The 17510-nt window shown below is 70.6% G+C and carries 18 protein-coding genes and 3 pseudogenes; 11 read left to right on the top strand and 10 right to left on the bottom strand.

Annotation, left to right across the window (positions count from 1 at the left end):
* Positions 1 to 108 precede the first annotated feature (108 nt).
* The 4 genes from OG828_RS41250 to OG828_RS41235 form a co-directional block, all read right to left on the bottom strand.
* The gene (locus OG828_RS41250) at positions 109 to 873 is read right to left on the bottom strand and encodes an SDR family oxidoreductase (RefSeq protein WP_328368676.1); all 765 of its coding nucleotides are present in this window, start codon (positions 871 to 873) and stop codon (positions 109 to 111) included.
* A gap of 11 nt (positions 874 to 884) precedes the next feature.
* Positions 885 to 1646 carry a 3-oxoacyl-ACP reductase FabG gene (gene fabG, locus OG828_RS41245; RefSeq protein ID WP_328368674.1) on the bottom strand — a complete coding sequence of 254 codons (762 nt, stop codon included), beginning with the start codon at positions 1644 to 1646 and terminating at the stop codon, positions 885 to 887.
* Between the two features lie 113 nt (positions 1647 to 1759).
* Positions 1760 to 2209 carry a DUF3037 domain-containing protein gene (locus tag OG828_RS41240; RefSeq protein WP_328504025.1) on the bottom strand — a complete coding sequence of 150 codons (450 nt, stop codon included), beginning with the start codon at positions 2207 to 2209 and terminating at the stop codon, positions 1760 to 1762.
* Positions 2206 to 2970, bottom strand: a complete 765-nt coding sequence (locus OG828_RS41235) for a HipA family kinase (RefSeq protein ID WP_328504024.1) — start codon at positions 2968 to 2970, stop codon at positions 2206 to 2208. Before OG828_RS41235 ends, OG828_RS41240 begins: the two co-directional genes overlap by 4 nt.
* Before the next feature lie 104 nt (positions 2971 to 3074).
* Between OG828_RS41235 and OG828_RS41230 the strand changes: the two genes are divergently transcribed.
* Both OG828_RS41230 and OG828_RS41225 read left to right on the top strand, forming a co-directional pair.
* Complete coding sequence (locus OG828_RS41230) at positions 3075 to 3518, top strand: VOC family protein (protein ID WP_328441687.1); 444 nt, start codon at positions 3075 to 3077, stop codon at positions 3516 to 3518.
* A 39-nt stretch (positions 3519 to 3557) separates the two neighbouring features.
* A complete protein-coding gene (locus OG828_RS41225; RefSeq protein ID WP_328441686.1) occupies positions 3558 to 4160 on the top strand; it encodes a flavodoxin family protein in 603 nt (200 codons plus the stop codon).
* Here the strand turns inward: OG828_RS41225 and OG828_RS41220 are convergent.
* Positions 4157 to 4861 carry an ANTAR domain-containing protein gene (locus OG828_RS41220; RefSeq protein ID WP_328368661.1) on the bottom strand — a complete coding sequence of 235 codons (705 nt, stop codon included), beginning with the start codon at positions 4859 to 4861 and terminating at the stop codon, positions 4157 to 4159. The two genes, OG828_RS41225 and OG828_RS41220, sit on opposite strands and share 4 nt — an antisense overlap.
* A 125-nt stretch (positions 4862 to 4986) precedes the next feature.
* Here OG828_RS41220 and OG828_RS41215 point away from each other — a divergent pair, with 125 nt between their 5' ends.
* Entirely contained in the window at positions 4987 to 5313 is a 327-nt protein-coding gene (locus OG828_RS41215) for a helix-turn-helix transcriptional regulator (protein ID WP_328368659.1), read from the top strand.
* Positions 5314 to 5426: 113 nt separating this feature from the next.
* On the opposite strand, the gene OG828_RS41210 is transcribed toward OG828_RS41215, so the two are convergent.
* Positions 5427 to 5903 carry an SRPBCC family protein gene (locus OG828_RS41210; protein ID WP_328368657.1) on the bottom strand — a complete coding sequence of 159 codons (477 nt, stop codon included), beginning with the start codon at positions 5901 to 5903 and terminating at the stop codon, positions 5427 to 5429.
* A 131-nt stretch (positions 5904 to 6034) separates the two neighbouring features.
* Between OG828_RS41210 and OG828_RS41205 the strand changes: the two genes are divergently transcribed.
* Complete coding sequence (locus tag OG828_RS41205; RefSeq protein WP_328504023.1) at positions 6035 to 6988, top strand: polysaccharide pyruvyl transferase family protein; 954 nt, start codon at positions 6035 to 6037, stop codon at positions 6986 to 6988.
* 116 nt (positions 6989 to 7104) lie between these two features.
* Positions 7105 to 7281 carry a hypothetical protein gene (locus tag OG828_RS41200; RefSeq protein ID WP_328504022.1) on the top strand — a complete coding sequence of 59 codons (177 nt, stop codon included), beginning with the start codon at positions 7105 to 7107 and terminating at the stop codon, positions 7279 to 7281.
* Positions 7282 to 7315: 34 nt separating this feature from the next.
* Here OG828_RS41200 and OG828_RS41195 read toward each other — a convergent pair.
* Both OG828_RS41195 and OG828_RS41190 read right to left on the bottom strand, forming a co-directional pair.
* A pseudogene (locus tag OG828_RS41195) lies at positions 7316 to 8342 on the bottom strand (DNA topoisomerase IB).
* A 60-nt stretch (positions 8343 to 8402) separates the two neighbouring features.
* Positions 8403 to 9920, bottom strand: coding sequence for an FAD-dependent monooxygenase (locus tag OG828_RS41190; protein WP_328504021.1), 1518 nt, complete (start codon positions 9918 to 9920; stop codon positions 8403 to 8405).
* A gap of 132 nt (positions 9921 to 10052) precedes the next feature.
* On the opposite strand from OG828_RS41190, the gene OG828_RS41185 reads away from it, so the two are divergent.
* Both OG828_RS41185 and OG828_RS41180 read left to right on the top strand, forming a co-directional pair.
* Positions 10053 to 11237: an alcohol dehydrogenase catalytic domain-containing protein gene (locus OG828_RS41185; protein ID WP_328504020.1), complete on the top strand. Its 1185-nt coding sequence runs from the start codon at positions 10053 to 10055 to the stop codon at positions 11235 to 11237.
* Positions 11238 to 11364: 127 nt separating this feature from the next.
* Positions 11365 to 11892 carry a hypothetical protein gene (locus OG828_RS41180; RefSeq protein ID WP_328505026.1) on the top strand — a complete coding sequence of 176 codons (528 nt, stop codon included), beginning with the start codon at positions 11365 to 11367 and terminating at the stop codon, positions 11890 to 11892.
* Positions 11893 to 12015: 123 nt separating this feature from the next.
* Here the strand turns inward: OG828_RS41180 and OG828_RS41175 are convergent.
* Both OG828_RS41175 and OG828_RS41170 read right to left on the bottom strand, forming a co-directional pair.
* Positions 12016 to 12224, bottom strand: a pseudogene (locus tag OG828_RS41175) (MFS transporter); the annotation flags it as partial.
* Between the two features lie 68 nt (positions 12225 to 12292).
* Complete coding sequence (locus tag OG828_RS41170) at positions 12293 to 12856, bottom strand: hemerythrin domain-containing protein (RefSeq protein WP_328504019.1); 564 nt, start codon at positions 12854 to 12856, stop codon at positions 12293 to 12295.
* Between the two features lie 247 nt (positions 12857 to 13103).
* Here OG828_RS41170 and OG828_RS41165 point away from each other — a divergent pair.
* From OG828_RS41165 to OG828_RS41150, 4 genes and pseudogenes are all read left to right on the top strand, one after another.
* Positions 13104 to 13448, top strand: a pseudogene (locus OG828_RS41165) (glycosyltransferase family 2 protein); the annotation flags it as partial.
* Positions 13449 to 13618: 170 nt separating this feature from the next.
* On the top strand, positions 13619 to 14854 hold the full coding sequence (locus OG828_RS41160) for a polysaccharide pyruvyl transferase family protein (RefSeq protein ID WP_328441679.1): 1236 nt from the start codon (positions 13619 to 13621) through the stop codon (positions 14852 to 14854).
* Positions 14855 to 14860: 6 nt separating this feature from the next.
* Complete coding sequence (locus OG828_RS41155) at positions 14861 to 16309, top strand: FAD-dependent oxidoreductase (RefSeq protein WP_328504018.1); 1449 nt, start codon at positions 14861 to 14863, stop codon at positions 16307 to 16309.
* Between the two features lie 91 nt (positions 16310 to 16400).
* Positions 16401 to 17420, top strand: coding sequence for a sigma-70 family RNA polymerase sigma factor (locus tag OG828_RS41150; RefSeq protein WP_443062473.1), 1020 nt, complete (start codon positions 16401 to 16403; stop codon positions 17418 to 17420).
* Positions 17421 to 17510 lie beyond the last annotated feature (90 nt).

The raw sequence follows: 17510 nt of genomic DNA, 5'->3' as shown, positions 1-17510 counted from the left end.
CAGCTCTGGGTCAGCCCGGTTGTGACGGTTTTCCGAGTCCTCGTGAGGGGTGCGGGCGGGCGCGGGAGAAGGTCGGTGAAGACCCTCACCGGCGCCCACCGCACTCTGTCAGCCGACCCCGGCGTTGAGGAAGATGCCGCCGTCGATGACGAGGGTCTGGCCGGTGATCCAGTCGGACTGCGTCGAGGTGAGGAACTCGGCGGCGCCGCCGATGTCGGAGGGCACGCCGAGCCTGGCCAGCGGGTAGGACGCGGCGGCCTCCTCCTCGCGGCCGTCGTACAGCGCCTTCGCGAACTTGGTCTTCACGACGGCCGGGGCGATCGCGTTGACCCGCACCTTGGGCGCGAACTCGTGGGCGAGCTGCTGGGTCAGGTTGATCAGCGCGGCCTTGCTGACGCCGTAGGCGGCGATGAACGGCGAGGGCGCGAGGCCCGCGACGGAGGCGATGTTGACGATCGCGCCGCCGTTGTCCTTCTGCCAGGCGTGCCAGGTCTTCTGCGCGAAGCCGAGCGCCGAGATCACGTTGGTCTCGAAGACCTTGCGGGCCACATCCAGGTCGAGGTCGGCGATCGGCCCGAACACCGGGTTGGTACCGGCGTTGTTGACCAGGAAGTCGACCCGGCCGAAGGCCTCCATGGTGCGCTCGACGGCGGCGGCCTGGTGGGCCACGTCGTGCGCCTTGCCGGCGACGCCGATGACGCGGTCGGCGCCGAGCGCCTCGACGGCCTCCTTGAGGGCGTCCTCGTTGCGGCCGGTGATGCACACGCGGTCACCGCGCGCGACGAGCGCCTCGGCGACGCCGTAGCCGATGCCGCGGCTGGCGCCCGTGACGAGCGCGACCTTGCCCGAAAGCTCGGGGAGCTGTGAAGTCATGTCCCTGGTCCCTAGTCGAGCGGTCCGCCGGCGATGTACAGCACCTGGCCGGAGACGAATCCGGCGGCCTCGCCGGTGAAGAAGGCGACCGCGTTCGCGACGTCGGCCGGCTCGCCGACCCGCTGCACGGGGATCTGGGTGGCGGCGGCGGCCTTGAAGTCGTCGAAGCCCATGCCGACCCGGTCGGCGGTGGCCTTGGTCATCTCGGTGGCGATGAAGCCGGGGGCGACCGCGTTGGCGGTGACGCCGAACTTGCCGAGCTCGATGGCGAGCGTCTTGGTGAAGCCCTGCATGCCGGCCTTGGCGGCGGAGTAGTTGGCCTGGCCGCGGTTGCCGAGCGCGGACGACGAGGAGAGGTTGACGATCCGGCCGAACTTGGCGTCCACCATGTGCTTCTGACAGGCCTTCGACATCAGGAAGGCGCCCCGCAGATGCACGTTCAGGACGGTGTCCCAGTCGGTGACGCTCATCTTGAACAGCAGGTTGTCGCGGAGCACGCCCGCGTTGTTCACGAGGATCGTCGGCGCGCCGAGCTCCTCGGCGATCCGTGCGACGGCCGCCTCGACCTGCGCCTCGTCCGAGACGTCGCAGCCGACCGCGATCGCCTTGCCGCCGGCCGCGGTGATCTTCTCCACGGTGTCCTTGCAGGCGGCCTCGTCGAGGTCGATCACGGCGACCGCGCGGCCCTCGGCGGCCAGTCGTACGGCGGTGGCGGCGCCGATGCCGCGTGCTCCGCCGGTGACTACGGCGACCCGCTGCTCAGTGGTGGACATGGGTGACTCTCCTCGGGTGAGCGACCGCTTAGTACCTTCGGTGACGTGACGCTAGAAGCCCTGGCACGCGGTGTCAACGGCAACCGCGCGCATGTGATCCATTACCCGGTCGGTCACTTCACCAACAGATCGAGCAACCGCTGCGCCTCGGCCGCCGGATCGGACGTGAGTCCGGTGTGCACGGGCCCCGGCTGGACGACCGTGGAACGGGGCGCGATCAGCCAGCGAAAGCGCCGCCCGGCGTCGTCGCCCCCGGCCTGCCCCGCGGCCTCGCCGCCGACGCAGACCCTCTCGACGGCCCCGAGGGCGGCCCGGATGCCGGCCACGTCCGCGCCCGGGTCGAGGGCGAGCAGCCGCGCCTCGTCGAGGTGGGTGCGGGCGCCGACGTAGCCCTGGGCCCGGCAGTACACCAGCACGCCCCCGTTGACGAACTCGCCGCGCTCGATGCGGGGTACGACCCGCAGGAGGGCGTACTCGAAGACGTCCCGGTCGTTCTGCTCGCCGCCCCGGATGATGTGGCGTTCGACCACATGGCCGGCCATGTGGATGTGGCGCTCGCTCACTTGCCCTCCTCGATTCCGGTGACGCGCTCGTGGACGACGGCGGCGCGAGCGAGCAGCGGGCGCGCGTAGGCCCGCCGGAGATCGTCAGGGGTGTCGAAGCCGGGTTCACCGGCCAGCCAGGCGTCCGGGATCTCGGCGACGACCTCGCCGAGCAGGTCCTCGGTGACGCGTGGCGCCAAGTCGGCGGCGGCGCCGGCGACATCGGGGGCGAAGCGGGCCAGCGCGTGGTCCGAGGCGTCGTACGGGCGGGCCGCGGAGGTCTCGGCGCCGGGCCAGTTGTGGTGCCAGATCATCGTGGCGCCGTGGTCGATGAGCCACGGGTCGCCGTGCCACATCAGCAGGTTGGGGTTGCGCCAGGACCGGTCGACGTTGCCCACCAGCGCGTCGAACCAGACGATCCGCCCGGCCTCCTCGGGGGTCACGTCGAAGGCGAGCGGGTCGAAGCCGAGGGCGCCGGACAAAAAGTCCATGCCGAGGTTGGTGCCGCCGCTGGACCTGAGCAACTCCTGCACCTGCTGATCGGGTTCGCCGAGCCCGAGGACCGGGTCGAGGTCGATCGTCACGAGCCGGGGGACGCGGAAGCCCAGCCGGCGGGCGAGTTCACCGCACACCACCTCGGCCACCAGCGTCTTGCGGCCCTGTCCGGCGCCCGTGAACTTCATGACGTAGATCCCGAAGTCGTCGGCCTCGACGAGCCCCGGCAGCGAGCCGCCTTCACGCAGGGGCGTGATGTAGCGGGTCGCGGTGACCTCTTTCAACATTTTCCCGGGCCATCCATCTCTTCAGCCTTGCAATCCACGACAGCCAGCCGCCGGCATGAAGTGAGCATAGTAACCGAGAGTGATCGCGGGTTTAATGGCGCCGCATGAAGCCGCAACCGCGTTTCACGTTGGCCGCGACCACCCTGGATGCGCCAGAGGCCCACGAACTCGCCCGGTTCTACCAGAGCCTTCTCGGATGGCCGGTGCAGAAGGAGGAACCGGGCTGGGTGGAGATCGCACCGGCCGACGGCTCCGTCGGACTGTCGTTCCAGACCGAGCCGCTGTTCACGCGCCCGCAGTGGCCTTCCAACCGATCCGGGCAGCAGATGATGATGCATCTCGACATCGAGGTGAACGATCTGTCATCAGCTGTCGAGCGGGCCCTTGACCTGGGCGCGACGGTCGCGGACTTCCAACCCCAGGACGATGTACGCGTTCTGTACGACCCGGTGGGCCATCCCTTCTGCCTCTTTGTGCGCACGGACAAGGCTGACGTGGCCGTTATGACTGAGGCCGTTGGGTACTCGGGAAAGCCGTCGGCCCGCTGACCTGGCGGGCACGCCTACTTCTCCGAGGGCGGACAAACCGTGAAGGCGCTGATCATCAACTGCACGCTCAAGCCGTCTCCCGAGCCCTCCAACACCGAGGCCTTGGCAGCCGTGGTGGGCGAGCGACTCACCGAGGAGAAGGTGGACGTGGAGGTCGTCCGGGCCGTCGATCTGAACATTGCTCCCGGTGTCGTCACCGACACGGGCGAAGGCGACGAGTGGCCACGAGTGCACGACAAACTCCTGAACTCGGACATCTTGATCATCGCCTCGCCCACCTGGCTGGGACGCCCTTCCTCAGTTGCCCAGCGTGTGCTCGAACGGATGGACGCGATGATGACCGAGACGGACGACGAGGGCCGTCCGGTCGCCTACAACCGGGTGTGCGGCGTGGTCGTCACCGGGAACGAGGACGGGGCCCACCACGTGATCAGCGAGATCTCCGGTGCCCTCGCGGACATCGGATACACCGTTCCCGGTCAGGCGTGGACCTACTGGCACCTCGGCCCCGGCCCGGGCCCCGACTACCTGGACGAGCAGCGGGGCCACGAGTGGGCCCATCGCACCGGCCGTGCCATGGCCGACAACCTCAACGGCGTCGCCCGGGCGCTGGCCGCCCGTCCGCTCGGTGCGCCCGGCTAGCCGGACGTTGCCGTTGGGTCGCGAAGTTCGTTCACCGCCGCGGCCAAGTGCGTTTGCAGCGTGTCGGGCAGCGGTTCGCCATGGATGGCCGTCAGGAGTTCTTCGGCTATCTGATGGAGTTTGGTGTTCGTGTTCTGGGAGGTGGCGACCAGTACGGCCCACGCATCCTCGGCGCTCAGCGAGAACGTGGCCATCAGAATCCCCGTGGCCTGGTCTATGACCGGGCGCGTGCGCATGGCGCGGCGCAGTTGAGCGACCTCGTTCTGCAGGTCTTCCTGACCCTCGCTCAGAGCGTCCTCCATCGGCTGGGTGCCCGCGAACAGCGGCCACGTGTCCGTCTTGACCAGGAGCCTGTGCACGGCGGGACTGGACGCCCGCATGGTGAGGAGTTTGCCTTCCCGCTCGGCACTCCGCCGCGCGGCCAGCAGGAGGTTCAGCGCCGAGCAGTCGCAGAACGTGACACCACTCAGGTCCAGCTCCACACGGCGTGCGCACCGGCTGACGGAGTCCTCCAGCACACTCCGCAGCAGTTCCTCGCTGTCCACGTCCAACTCACCGCAGACCTTGACGATCACGGTGCCGTCCTGCACCAGCGTGTGGATCGCCGGTTCGTACGGCACGGCCTCCTCCGGGTTGACCGGAGTGCCGGCTACCGCCTCGTCCGCTGCGACGGAGCGATGCGGGATCTGTAGCTGCTGCATGGCGGCCTCCAGCGGGGACGTTGGCTCCAATTCAGGCTCCCCCGCAGACCGTTACACGTCAAGGGATACCGGAAATCTGTTTCAGGTTTTTGAACGCATGAAAGCCATGTCCTAATCTGGAGGGTATGGCTGAAGCCCCTGAGCCGCACACCGGCTGGACGTTCCTCACCAATCACGCACGCGTCCTGGCCGCCATCGCCAGCGATCACGCCACCCGGATCCGCGACATCGCCGCACGCTGCCGACTCACCGAAAGAGCTGTGCAGAAGATCATCGCTGACCTGGAAGGCGACGGGTATCTCACCCACACCCGTCAAGGTCGAACCAACACCTACCGCATCCAGGCGGACACCGTCCTGCGTCACCCGGCGGAAACCGGACTCACCGTCGCCGATCTGCTCGTCTTCCTCCAGCAGCACGACCGCCGCCGCAGCGACCAGACAGTGACGTGATCCCGCGACCGGATCGGCCGGCCGACAGCATCGGCCCGCACGCCGACAGCGTGTGTCCGCGTGCGGGCCGACCGGGTACCGGTGAGCGCGGTGTCTCGCGACCAGAGGCGTGATCAGAGGGGAGCGTTCGGATCTCCGGGCCGGATCCGTCCGCGCCAGGCACCGCTTTCGCCGCCGCGGTGCTCGATGTAGTCCTTGAAGCGGCGCAGGTCCCCCTTCACCCGGCGGTCGATGACGCCGAGCATGTCCCCGCCCTTCTCGACGGCACCGGTGGGCTCGACGTCCATCGTCAGTTCCACCCGGGTGTGCGCGTCGTCCAGGCGCTGGAAGCGGACGGATCCCCGCTGCTCGGAGTCGCCGCCGATGGACCTCCAGGTGATCCTGTCGTCCGGCATCTGGTCGACGATCTCGGTGTCGAACTCGCGCCGGACCCCGCCGATCTTGGTGGTCCAGTGGTTGTGCCGGTCGTCGAGCTGCCTGACCTCCTCGACGCCCTCCATGAAGTTCGGGAAGTCCTCGAACTGCGTCCACTGGTTGTAGGCCGTGTGCACGGGGACCTCGACATCCACCGTTTCCTTGACCGTGCTCATCTCTTCCTCCTTGGCGGTCGTCTGCCGCGCCGGGCCTCTCGGCACCGTGCGCGCCTGCGGGACACCGGGTACCCATGCAGTCCGACAGGTCACGGTGATTGCCGGCCCGGTCGGCCGGGCACCCGGGCGCCGTGGCACAGCGGCCGCGGATTCTGCTGACGGGGTGGTTCGGCTTCCTGGACGGGGAGGCGACCGCCGGGGACGTGCTGGCGCTGTACCGGATGCGGGAACTGCTCGAAGGGGCGGGGCTGGACCACGACATCGGCTGGAGTCCCGGCTTCCGGCCCGCCGGACCGCATCTGGCGCAGGCTCGCCCCGAGGACTACTCCCACCTGGTGTTCGTCTGCGGTCCGCTGCACGGGCCGCAGATCGAGGAGTTGCACCGGCGGTTCGCACACTGCGTGCGGATCGCCGTGGGCGCCTCTGTCGTCGACGCCGGCAGCCCGGCCGTCACCGGGTTCCACTACGTACTGGCGCGGGACGCCCCGGGCTCCGAGCCCACGGTGGACCTGGCGGCCCGCGCGCCCCTCCCCACCCCCCGACCCGTCGTCGGGGTGATCCTCACCCACGGCCAGCACGAGTACGGCGCGCGCCGGCGGCATGCCCGTGTGGCGGAAGTGGTGACGGACTGGTTGTCCGGCCGGGACTGTGCCCGCCTGGAACTGGAAACCCGGCTCGACGTGCACGACTGGCGGCTGAGTGCGACCCCCGCCCAGTTGGAGGCCGTGCTGTCGCGGCTCGACATGGTCGTCACCGACCGGCTGCACGGGCTGGTGCTCGCTCTGCGGGCGGGAGTTCCCGTAGTGGCCGTCGACCCGGCCGAGGGCGGCGCGAAGGTGACGGCGCAGGCGCGCGCCTGCGGCTGGCCCGCGCTGGTGCCCGCCGAACGGCTCGACGCATCGGCACTGAATCACTGGTGGGACTGGTGCGCGAACTCCGGCCGCGCACTTGCCCAGAAGGTCGGTGCCAGGTTCCGGCGGGGTGCCATGCCGGACGGCGCGGACGGCCTCCTCCAAGCTCTTGCCGACGGTGTACCTCAAGCCGCCGGCTCCAGCAGCCGCCGCACCAACGAGCGTTGGTCTTGACCAACGTTTCCCCGAGCTCCGAATGGAAACTCGGTCGCTCAGTATGAGTGAGCCCTACGGGGCGAAGGAACGAACCGGACCGCGTCGGGCCGGATGCAGAAAGAAGATGAACCGCCGTGACTGTGGAAGCCAGGAAGACGTCGCCCGCCGTCCGTCGACCCGAGACAGGCTGGGCGAGGGCACGCCGCGTCCGTGGGCAGAGCATACGGACCTGTATGCGCGCGACGATCGACGGCGACGCGGGTCAGCTGCGGCGCGGGGACGACTGGAACGTCGTACGGGGCGAGGACTGAGTCACCGTCAGGTGGGCACGGACCAGTCGGTCGTTCAGAGGCGCTCCTCGTTGCGGAGCATGCGCACGACGGCTCGTTCAGGGAGGCCGTGGGTGGCAGGGATGCCGTCCGCGGCCTCCTCTCCCAGGTGGGGCAGCGCGTCGGCGATCGTCACCCCCTCTTCGTAGAGCTCGATCACCCGTGGGTTGATGTAGGAAGCCCGGCAGACCGCGGGCGTGTTGCCGAGATACCGGGACACTTCGCGCACCGCGCGGGCGATGGCACGGCGTCGTGCGGTCTCGCTGCGTGCGACGGGCTGTGAGACCGCGAGCGCCACCGCCGCCATGACGGTGGCGTGCCAGGTACGGAAGTCCTTGGCGGAGATGTCCAGGCCGGACATCTCCTCGAGGTACGCGTTGACCTCGTCGCCGCTCACGTCGTGCCAGGCGTGCCGCTCCCAGTAGGCCAGCAGCCGGTCACCGCCGTTCCTGCGCCGCAGCAGCGCCCTCAGACTGCGGCAGGCGGCGGGCTCGGTGACGGTGTGGACGAGTTCTTGACCTGCCTTGCCGGGATAGGTGAACAGGACCGCGCCGGCCCGGCAGCGAGCGTGCTCCCGGCAGCAGCGTCGTAAGCCCGTAGCTGTCGTTCATTTCGGCGTACCGGTCGCTGCCGATGCGGAAGAGCCCGAGGTCGAGCAGGCGCACAGCGGTGGCGAGGACTCGTCGGCGCGTCAGCCCCCGGTCGCTCAAGTGCCCCTCGACAACGGCCCGTAGGGCCGGGAGTGCCTCGGCGACATCCAGCACGTGTCCGTGCTTGGCCTGCTCCTGCTCGGCGCGGAACTGCGCGTGGTAGAGGTACTGCCGACGTCCGGCGGCGTCCGTACCCACGGCCTGCAGATGTCCGTTGCCCCTGCGGCAGATCCATACATCCTGCCAGGCCGGCGGAATCACCAGCGCCCGGATACGGTCCAACTCCCCCGGGTCACGCAGCACTTGTCCCTCGGCGTCGAGGTAACGGAAGCCACGGCCATGGCGTCGACGGCGATATCCGGGCTCGGTCGGCCGACTGTGGTAGAGACGCACACCAGGTCACCTGCCGATGTGTCACTGCCGGTCGGGTACCCCGGAGTCTCATCGCACATGTCACTCACGCGTCGCGTACCGGTCGGGCGCTTCGCACCAGTGATCCAGCGCGGCGGTCAGTTCCCGCCGGCGGTGCCCGCGGTCGGGTTCGTCGGTGGCCCAGGCGATATGAGCGTCCGGGCGTACGAGGATCAGCGGCGGTACGACGGTGGCGCGGCTGTCCGCCACAGCGTGGACGTCGACCGCGTCCACCACCCGCCCGTCGAGCGCGGCCGCCTCGGACGGGTCCGCCGTCAGCAGGACGAACCTCCCCGTCCGCAGCGCCTCGTACAGCCTGCTCACGCCTCCCGCACCGGACAGCGGCAGGTCGGGCGCCCGTGCTCCCGCCGACGGATGACCGCCCGGCCCGGCCGGATAGCGAATCGCGATCCCCGACAGCGCCCCCGCCACCTTGTCGGCGACGGGCCCGACACGCAGGACGGTCCGGCCGGCGAGCCCGCGCACGGCCCGCAGGGGTGGCGGGCGCAGGACGACGAGCCGGATGAGCGCCCCGGTCATGCGCACCACCCGCTGTCCGACGGGATGGCGCTCGGCTTCGTAGCTGTCCAACAGGGCGTCGTCCGCGCGGCCCTGCACGGTCGCGGCCAGTTTCCAGCCGAGGTTGAAGGCGTCCTGCAGCCCGGTGTTCATACCCTGCCCACCGGCGGGCGAATGGGTGTGGGCCGCGTCGCCGGCCAGCAGCACCCGGCCCTGCCGGTAGTGCGGGGTCTGACGCTCGTCGTTGTGGAACCGCGACAGCCAGCGGGCGTCGTGCATGCCGTAGTCGGTGCCGAGCACACGGCGGGTGTCCTCGCGCACCTCCTCCAGCGTGACGGGCGCGTCGTCGGGCAGTTGGCGGTGCCGGTACCAGGTGATGACCCGGTACCAGCCGTCGCCGAAGGGCACGACGAAGGCGAAGCCGTTCCCCGTGCCGTTGGCTGTGAGGACCTCCGCCGGGGGCTCGGCGAGCCGCACGTCGGCCAGAACCACCGAACTCATCACCGAGGAACGGCCCACGAACGGCAGCCCCACCGCGCGACGCACCGTGCTGTGCACCCCGTCGGCGCCGACCAGGTACGAGGTCCGCTCGGTGCGCACCGTCCCGTCCCGCCCGCGCAGTTCGGCCTCGACCCCGTCGGCGTCCTGCCGCAGCGAGACCAGCTCCGTCCCCGTCCGGATCTCCACGCCCACCGCCTCGGCCCGCTCCCGGAGCACACGCTCGGTCTCGTACTGCGGAGTCACCAGGACGAACGGAAACCGGGTGGGCAACCGCGCCAGGTCCAGTTCGGCCGCGCCGAACACCCGGACCCTGTCGAGCGGGGCGCCCCCGGCGACCAGTTCGTCGGCCGTCCCCCTCGCGTCGAGGACTTCCAGGGTGCGAGCGTGGACGGCGAACGCCCGCGTGAGAGAGGACTCGGTGTGGCGGCGCTCCACGAGCGTCGTCGGGACGCCGGCCTGGGCGAGTTCGGCCGCGAGGAGCAGGCCGGTGGGGCCGGCACCCACCACCAGAACGCGTATGTCCGGGGCCTTGTCGGTCATCTCCGGCCGCGTGCCCTCACGGCAGGCCCATAAACGCGCGGCGCGGTACGTGCGGCCGGGCGAGGTGTCGCGAACCGGGGGACGGGGACTCGGCCTGCGGGCAGTCGACCACGACTCGGAAGGAGCCACACCATGCGCGCACTGACCTGGCAGGGCAAACGGGACGTGCGGGTGGAGACCGTTCCCGACCCGCGGATCGAGAAGCCCGACGACATCATCGTGAGGGTCACGTCGTCGGGCATCTGCGGCTCCGACCTGCACCTGTACGAGCTCTTCGGCCCCTACCTGGATCCGGGTGACATCCTCGGCCATGAGGCGATGGGGGTGGTCGAGGAAGTGGGGCCGGACGTCCAAGCGGTCACCCCCGGCGACCGCGTCGTCATTCCGTTCAACATCTCCTGTCGCGACTGCTTCATGTGTGACCGGGGACTGCATTCGCAGTGCGAGACGACCCAGGTCCGCGAGCGCCACAGCGGCGGCGCGCTGTTCGGCTATACCAAGCTCTACGGGCAAGTGCCGGGCGGCCAGGCCCAGTTGCTGCGTGTGCCGTTCGGCAACAAGCTGCCCATCAAGGTGCCCGCGGGCCCACCCGACGACCGTTACGTCTATCTCTCCGACGTCTTGCCGACTGCCTGGCAGGCGGTCGAGTACGCGGACATCCCCGAGGGAGGCACCGTCACCGTCCTGGGCCTCGGACCCATCGGAGACATGGCCGCGCGGATCGCCCGGCACCGCGGCGCCGGCCTGGTCGTCGGTGTGGACCTCGTCGACGAGCGTCTTTCGCGGGCGAGCGCGCGCGGCGTCACGTGCTTCGACGCGCGACGCCACGCGAAGGACCTGCCGGAGGCGGTGCGCGACCTGACGGACGGGCGCGGGACCGACGCGGTCATCGACGCCGTGGGCATGGAGGCGCATGGGGCGCCGTTCGCCAAGGCGGCGCAGTGGGTCACCGGGCTCCTGCCCGACGCGGTGGCCCAGCCGCTCATGGAGCATGCCGGAGTGGACCGGCTTGGGGCCCTGCACACCGGCATCGACCTCGTACGCCGCGGCGGCACGCTCTCCGTCTCCGGGGTCTACGGCGGTGCTGCCAGCCCGATGCCGCTGCTGACGATGTTCGACAAGCAGATCCAGGTACGGATGGGCCAGGCCAATGTGTGGCGCTGGGTGGAGGACATCCTGCCGCTCCTCACGGACGACGATCCGCTCGGCGTCGACACCTTCAAGACGCACGCGATGCCGCTGGAGGACGCGGCCAAGGCGTACGCCATGTTCCAGGCCAAGGAAGACGGCATGGTCAAGACTCTCCTCAAGCCCTGACCCACCACTCGGTGGTGTGGGCGAAACCACGCTGCTCACGCGGTCGTAGGTATGTCGGCGGCCAGGGACGACGGATTACCGTCTGATGGATCCCCTGTTCATCGCCAGTACCTCGGACGGCCCGGCAGTGCTCACAGATCTCTCCCCGCTCATCGCGGCGACCACCCAATGGCTGACGCATTCCTACCCGGCGTACGGCGGCGCGCTGGCCGCGGCCCTGAGCGAGGTGCAGGCCCGGCAGGCCGTCACGGTGGCCGCGTGGCTGCGGTACCCGACGCCGACGGACGTGGCCCTGGTCCAGATGGCCGGGCCCGGCGGCTCGGCCGGCCTGGACTGGATCACCGGCGCGGACGCGACCGCGCACGACGACGCGGACGACTTCGCCTGGCGCACCTGGGTGGACGAGGTGGTGGCGAGCTGGGCGGCCTGCCTGCTCAGCGACGCCGAACTGGCCCGGCTGGCGGTCGCCGCGATCGCCGAAGGCGCCCACTCCACAGGGGTGCCCATCGAGTTCCGGCGCCTGGTGTCGCCCGACGCCCACGACCGCCAGGCGGCGGCCCTGCTGCGCCACCCCGACCTCCTCGCCCCCGTGGCCGTACTGCACCGCACCGCACTCCACGACCACCTCGACCCGGGCCAGGCCCTCATCGCCTGAGCCCCGAGGCACGTCAAGCAGCCGTGTCCAGCACCTCTCGGCCCTTGAGGTCGCCGTTCTTCGCCGGGAGGGTCACCGGGGTCCGTGTGCGGCGGTGCGGAGGACGAAGCCTGTTCCGATCGCGCCCGCGATGATGTGCGCGGCGGCCGTGCCGAAGAAGCCGACGGTCACGCCGGTCACGGCGGTGCCCACGAGCCGGCCCGCGTTGTGCACTGGCGCGCCGACGCCGATGGCGGAGGAACGTCCTCCACCGGGACGAGGTCGTTGCCCAGCAGGGCGCACGCCGGTCTGTCGACGGTGGCGATCATGCCGGTCACGGCGGCCAGGATCACCGTGGTTGCTCACAGCCCTTGGTCACAGCTCTCGGGCTGCCGGACCGCACGCCGTCCACCCGGCAGGTTCAGTCCTTCTTGCCGCGGCCCGACAGCGCGTCGCGCATGCGGTCGACCAGGCCGGCTCCCGGGGCCAGCAGCTTGTTGGCCGGCGGCTTGTCCGGGGCGGACGGGTGCGGGCGGGTCGGGGCCATCTTCTTCGCCTGACGCACCTTGTCGCCCAGGCCGTCGAGCGCGTCCGCGGAACACGCCGCGCGCAGCCGGGGGAAGAGGTTGCCCTCCTCGTCGGCGATGTGCGAGCGGACCTCGCTCATCAGCATCCCGATGAGCCGGTCGAACTCGGGATCGTCCGCGTCGCACCCCTCCAGGTCCTTCATGAGCTGCTCGGCCTTGGAGTGATCCTCGATCTCCTTGTCGGCCAGCGCGTCCCCGCCCGCGATGTGCTCCCGCACGGCCGGGTAGAGGTACTCCTCCTCGGCCACCGAGTGCCGGACCAGCTCCATCGTGGCCTGGTCGGCGAACACCTTGCGGTCCTTGTCACCGGACGGAAGTCCCTCGATCCGGCCGAAGAGCTGCTCGACCTCGCGGTGATCGGTCACCAGCTCGTCGATGACGTTTCCACCATGACCCATGTTCTTCACCTCCAGCCTCTGCGGCGGTCCGGACGGACCCGCCGCCGACTCCGAGTGCCCGCGGTCGGCGGCTCCACACGGGAGTCGCGAGTGCCTGTGAACCGGCGCATGGTGGGAATCAACGTGTGAAGACAACTGACCCACGAACTCCGTGTCATTGCGTCGCCGGCGATCGGCGATCCGGCAGGGCGGTTCTGCTCCTCAGCGCCACCGGCGACCTGTTCTTTCACTGCTGGCCACCGATACCGATCTGCAGCGGCAGGGCTGGTGGCTGAGCTACGCCGAGGAGCTGACCGTCCATCACAAGGCCTCCGTGCTGCGGGACAGCACGGCACGCAGGATCCTGGGGCTGCGCAACACGCTCTGGTTCACCTGGCTGCGCCGCCCGCTCCTGCCGGCCCTGCGGCGTACGGCCTATCTGATGGCCACGGTCCCCCGCGACGTGGCCTCGGCCCGCGCCTTCGCCAGTGCGGCGGCCGGTCTGCCGTGGGTACTGCGGCAGCGAGACCCGGTGCCGCCGGAGATCGAGGACCGGCTGACGGCACTCCAGCAGGCCCAGCGCACGTCGTCCGCACGCAGGTACGTCGGGTGAGCGCCCATACTGTCCCTACGGGCGGAGCGCTCCCCCGTGTCCGCCGCCGGACCGGCGGCCTCTGGAAGTCTCGCGTGAGGTTTCCTCCGAACGTCCCGGGCAACTCGGGCCCGACGCGTCCAGCCGGACCGCGCCGCGGGTCCCCCGTCTCCTTGGAACAGGAGCTCCGGATGACGATCAACCAGCGCCCGTCGCCTGAAGCGTCCGATCTGCGGATCGGCCTGCTCGGCTCGTACGGCGGGCGCAACATCGGCGACGAAGCGATTCTGCTGTGTGTGCTGAGTTGCCTGCGCGCCCACCGGCCGGGTGCCCGACTCGTCGTCTTCAGCCGGAACGCCGAACACACCCGCGCCCATCAGCGGGAAGCGGACGAGGTCGTCGACTGGGAGGGTGTCCCGCAGAAGCCCGTGCTCGACGCCGTCGCGGGACTGGACCTGCTGGTGCTGGGCGGCGGCGGGATCCTCTACGACGGGGAGGCGCGGCGCTATCTGCGGCTGGTGCGGGCGGCACATGAGCGCGGCGTGCCCACCTTCGCCTACGCGATCGGCGCGGGCCCGCTGCGTGAGGCGGACGACCGGGAGGCCGTACGCGGCGTGCTGCCCCAGATGACCGACGTCGTGGTCCGGGACGAGGAGTCCCGGCTCGTCCTGGAGGAGGTCGGCGTCGAGTGCGAGCTCACCGTCAGCGCCGACCCGGCGCTGCTGCTCACGCCGGAACCCTTCACCGGGCAGATGATGCGGCAGGAGGGCCTGCCCACCGATGCCCGGCTGGTCGGGATGTCCGTGCGCGAGCCCGGCCGGGCGGCGGAGAAGCTCGACGAGGACGACTACCACGCGCTCCTGGCCGATGTCGCGGACTTCCTCGCCCGCCGCCTGGAGGCGCACGTGGTCTTCGTGCCGATGGAACGCGAGGACGTGCGGCACGCGCACGGCGTGCTGTCGCGGATGAGCGCTCCGGACCTGGGCCGCATCCTGCACAACTCCTACAGCCCCGGCGAGATCCTCGGCTTCATGAGCCACCTGGACATGGTCGTCGGCATGCGCCTGCACTTCGTGATGTTCGCCGCGCTGTCCGGCCTGCCCGTGCTGCCGCTGCCCTACTCGGGCAAGGTCTTCGACTTCGCCCGCCGTACGGGGGCGCCCGCGCTCGTCGGTGTGGCGCGGGAGCAGGCCGGGCTCCTGCTCGCCGAAGTGGACCGGCTCTGGGACGAGTTCCCCCGGCGGCACGAGGACCTGAACAGCCGGGTTCAGGGGCTGCGGGCCCTGGCCCGGGAGACCTGCGCCCGCTGCGGAACCCTCCTGGACTCCCTCGACGGCGGTGCGCGCGAGACACGGCGGGCACAGGACGCCGACCTGGTCCTGACCCACGGTTCCCGGACGGACGACCTCAGGAACCACGGGATGTGACGTGCGATGCCGATCCTGGAACCACTCCGACCCGCTCGGACCGTCACCCTTCCCCCGCGTGCGGCCCGCCACGGAGGCCGCACCGACGTCCTGGTCGTCGGCGGCGGCCCGGCCGGCACCGCCGCGGCCTACGCTGCGGCCGATGCCGGCGCCGAGGTCGTCCTCGTGGAGCGCTACGGCTTCCTCGGCGGCAACGCCACCGTGGCCTTGGTGATGCCGCTGATGTCGTTCCACAACGAGCAGAAACAGGCCGTGTTCGACGAGCGCGGCGGACACGGCCGCCGGCTGCTGCCCACCGACCACGGCGAGGGCGAGCCGGTGGTGGCCGGATTCCTATGGCTCCTGCTGGACCGGCTCACCGCACGCGGCGGCTGCATCCCGCCCTCCCCCGACACCGGCTACACGGTGCCGTTCGATCCGGAGCTCTACAAACTCGTCCTCCTCGACCTGCTCGACGAGGCGGGTGTGCGCATGCTGTTCCACTCCTTCGCCTCCGCCGCGCTGCCCCTCGACGACGGCTGGCGGGTGGTCTTCGAGACCAAGTCCGGGCCGGTCGTGATCGACGCCGGCGTCGTCGTCGACGGGACGGGGGACGGCGACATCGCCGCCGCGTGCGGAGCGCCGTACGAGATCGGCCGGCCGGAGGACGGGCTGGTGCAGCCGATGACGCTGATGTTCCGCGTCGTCGACTTCCTGCAGCCGCGTTTCGCCGAGTACGTCAGCGAGCACCCCGACCAGTGGCGGGGCGTGCACGGTCTGTGGGACCTCGTCCAGGAGGCCACCGAAGCGGGCGAACTGCGTCTGCCCCGCGAGGACATCCTGTTCTTCGGCACCCCGCATCCCCGCGAGGTGAGCGTCAACAGCACCCGGGTCACCCGGGCGCTCGGCACCGACGTGTGGGACCTCAGCCGGGCCGAGTACGCCGCACGCCGCCAGCTGGAACAGATCGACCGCTTCCTGCGCGGGCGCGTGCCGGGTTTCAAGAAGGCGTACGTGGCACAGAGCGGCGTCCAGATCGGAGTGCGGGAGACGCGGCGCATCCTCGGCGAGTACCACCTGACCGGACACGACATCCTCGCGGCGCGTTCCTTCCCCGACGCCGTGGCGCACGGCGCCTACCCCGTCGACATCCACAACCCCCGCGGCAGGGGCACCGTCCTCAAGCGCGTCCCCCGGGGCAGCTTCTACGACATCCCCCTGCGCTGTCTGCTGCCCCGCGACACCGACCGGCTGCTGGTCGCCGGACGCTGTATCTCCGGCTCGCACGTGGCTCACTCGTCGTACCGTGTCATGCCCATCGCGATGGCCACCGGCCAGGCGGCCGGTGTCTGCGCCGCGCTGTCCGTCCGTCTCGGCCGCAGTCCCCGCGACGTGCCGTGCCACCTCGTCCAGCGCGCGCTCAAGCGCCAGGGCGCCCATCTGCGGCTGGAGCCCCGGGACCCCGTGCGGCGCTGACTGAGCCGACCCCAGCCGGTTCCTCGCGGGGTCCTCGGGTACCCGGACAACAGGCAATGAAGGCGACCAGAACGGACGAAAGGCCGTGAGGATGCCTCCCCTGACACAGACTCCCGCGATGGAACCCCGAGTGAGCCGCCGCGCCTCCACACGCACCGCACGCTCGCGCGGCCGGGTCCCCGAACCCGACGAGGAACCGGATCTGCTCGGCCAGTACCTGGCCCAGATCGCGGCGACCCCACTGCTCACCGCGGAGGACGAGGTACGGCTGGCCCAGCGCATCGAGGCGGGAGTGCGGGCCGCCGAGGAGCTGCGGGAGGCCGACGCCGGCGAGCGCGATCTGGCGCCGGAGCTGCGCCGGGAACTCGACGCTGTCGCCCGCGACGGCAAGGCCGCCAAGGACCACATGATCCGGGCCAACCTCCGGCTCGTGGTGGCGATGGCCAAGCGGCACGCCCACCGGGGTGTGCCCCTGCTCGACGTCATCCAGGAGGGCAACCTGGGGCTGATCCGGGCGGTGGAGAAGTTCGACCACACCAAGGGCTTCAAGTTCTCCACGTACGCGACCTGGTGGATCCGCCAGGCGATCGAGCGGGGCCTCGCCCAGCACGCCCGGACCGTACGGCTGCCGATGCACGTGGTGGAGGAGCTGCGGAAGCTCGGCAAGATCGAACGGCGCCTGCAGCTCGACCTGGGCCGTGAGCCCACCGCCGAGGAGGTCGCCCGGGAGAGCGGCTTCGCTGAGTCCCGGGTCGACTGGCTGCGCCGCGTCGGGCGGCACGCGGTCAGCCTGGACACGCCGGTCGACGAAACCGGTGAGACGGTGATCGGCGACCTCATCCCCGACACCGAGGTGCTGCAGGCCGCGGACATCGCCGAGTACCAGGCTCTGGCGCAGGACCTGCGGAGGGCCATCGGCACCCTCGCGCCCCGCGAGGCCATGATCCTCAGCCTCCGCTACGGCCTGCACGACGGAGAGCAGCGCACCCTCGAACAGGTCGCACGGCACGTGGGCCTCACCCGCGAGCGCGTACGCCAGCTGGAGAAGCAGTCCCTGGCGAGGCTACGGGCCCCCGAGACGGGACAGCGCCTGCTGACGTGGGCGAGCTGAGCCCTGCGGGAGGCGTTCTGATGCGCCGCCGACGCGCGTCCACGACGGGCTTTCGGTCGGGGTGAGGCGGGAACCCGGTCAGGGTTCACG

The organism is Streptomyces sp. NBC_00457 (assembly GCF_036014015.1).
In the GTDB taxonomy this organism is placed as follows: Bacteria; Actinomycetota; Actinomycetes; order Streptomycetales; family Streptomycetaceae; genus Streptomyces.
The sequence above is the reverse complement of the archived record's forward strand: the minus strand, read 5'-3'. Positions and strand labels throughout refer to the sequence as shown.

Excerpts from the sequence above, each read along its gene's own strand:
- OG828_RS41220 (WP_328368661.1), bottom strand. The coding sequence starts at position 4,861 with ATGCAGCAGCTACAGATCCCGCATCGCTCCGTCGCAGCGGACGAGGCG.
- OG828_RS41160 (WP_328441679.1), top strand. The coding sequence starts at position 13,619 with ATGACGATCAACCAGCGCCCGTCGCCTGAAGCGTCCGATCTGCGGATC.
- OG828_RS41185 (WP_328504020.1), top strand. The coding sequence starts at position 10,053 with ATGCGCGCACTGACCTGGCAGGGCAAACGGGACGTGCGGGTGGAGACC.
- OG828_RS41215 (WP_328368659.1), top strand. The coding sequence starts at position 4,987 with ATGGCTGAAGCCCCTGAGCCGCACACCGGCTGGACGTTCCTCACCAAT.
- OG828_RS41235 (WP_328504024.1), bottom strand. The coding sequence starts at position 2,970 with ATGTTGAAAGAGGTCACCGCGACCCGCTACATCACGCCCCTGCGTGAA.
- OG828_RS41155 (WP_328504018.1), top strand. The coding sequence starts at position 14,861 with ATGCCGATCCTGGAACCACTCCGACCCGCTCGGACCGTCACCCTTCCC.
- OG828_RS41190 (WP_328504021.1), bottom strand. The coding sequence starts at position 9,920 with ATGACCGACAAGGCCCCGGACATACGCGTTCTGGTGGTGGGTGCCGGC.
- fabG (WP_328368674.1), bottom strand. The coding sequence starts at position 1,646 with ATGTCCACCACTGAGCAGCGGGTCGCCGTAGTCACCGGCGGAGCACGC.
- OG828_RS41150 (WP_443062473.1), top strand. The coding sequence starts at position 16,401 with ATGCCTCCCCTGACACAGACTCCCGCGATGGAACCCCGAGTGAGCCGC.
- OG828_RS41250 (WP_328368676.1), bottom strand. The coding sequence starts at position 873 with ATGACTTCACAGCTCCCCGAGCTTTCGGGCAAGGTCGCGCTCGTCACG.
- OG828_RS41170 (WP_328504019.1), bottom strand. The coding sequence starts at position 12,856 with ATGGGTCATGGTGGAAACGTCATCGACGAGCTGGTGACCGATCACCGC.
- OG828_RS41230 (WP_328441687.1), top strand. The coding sequence starts at position 3,075 with ATGAAGCCGCAACCGCGTTTCACGTTGGCCGCGACCACCCTGGATGCG.
- OG828_RS41210 (WP_328368657.1), bottom strand. The coding sequence starts at position 5,903 with ATGAGCACGGTCAAGGAAACGGTGGATGTCGAGGTCCCCGTGCACACG.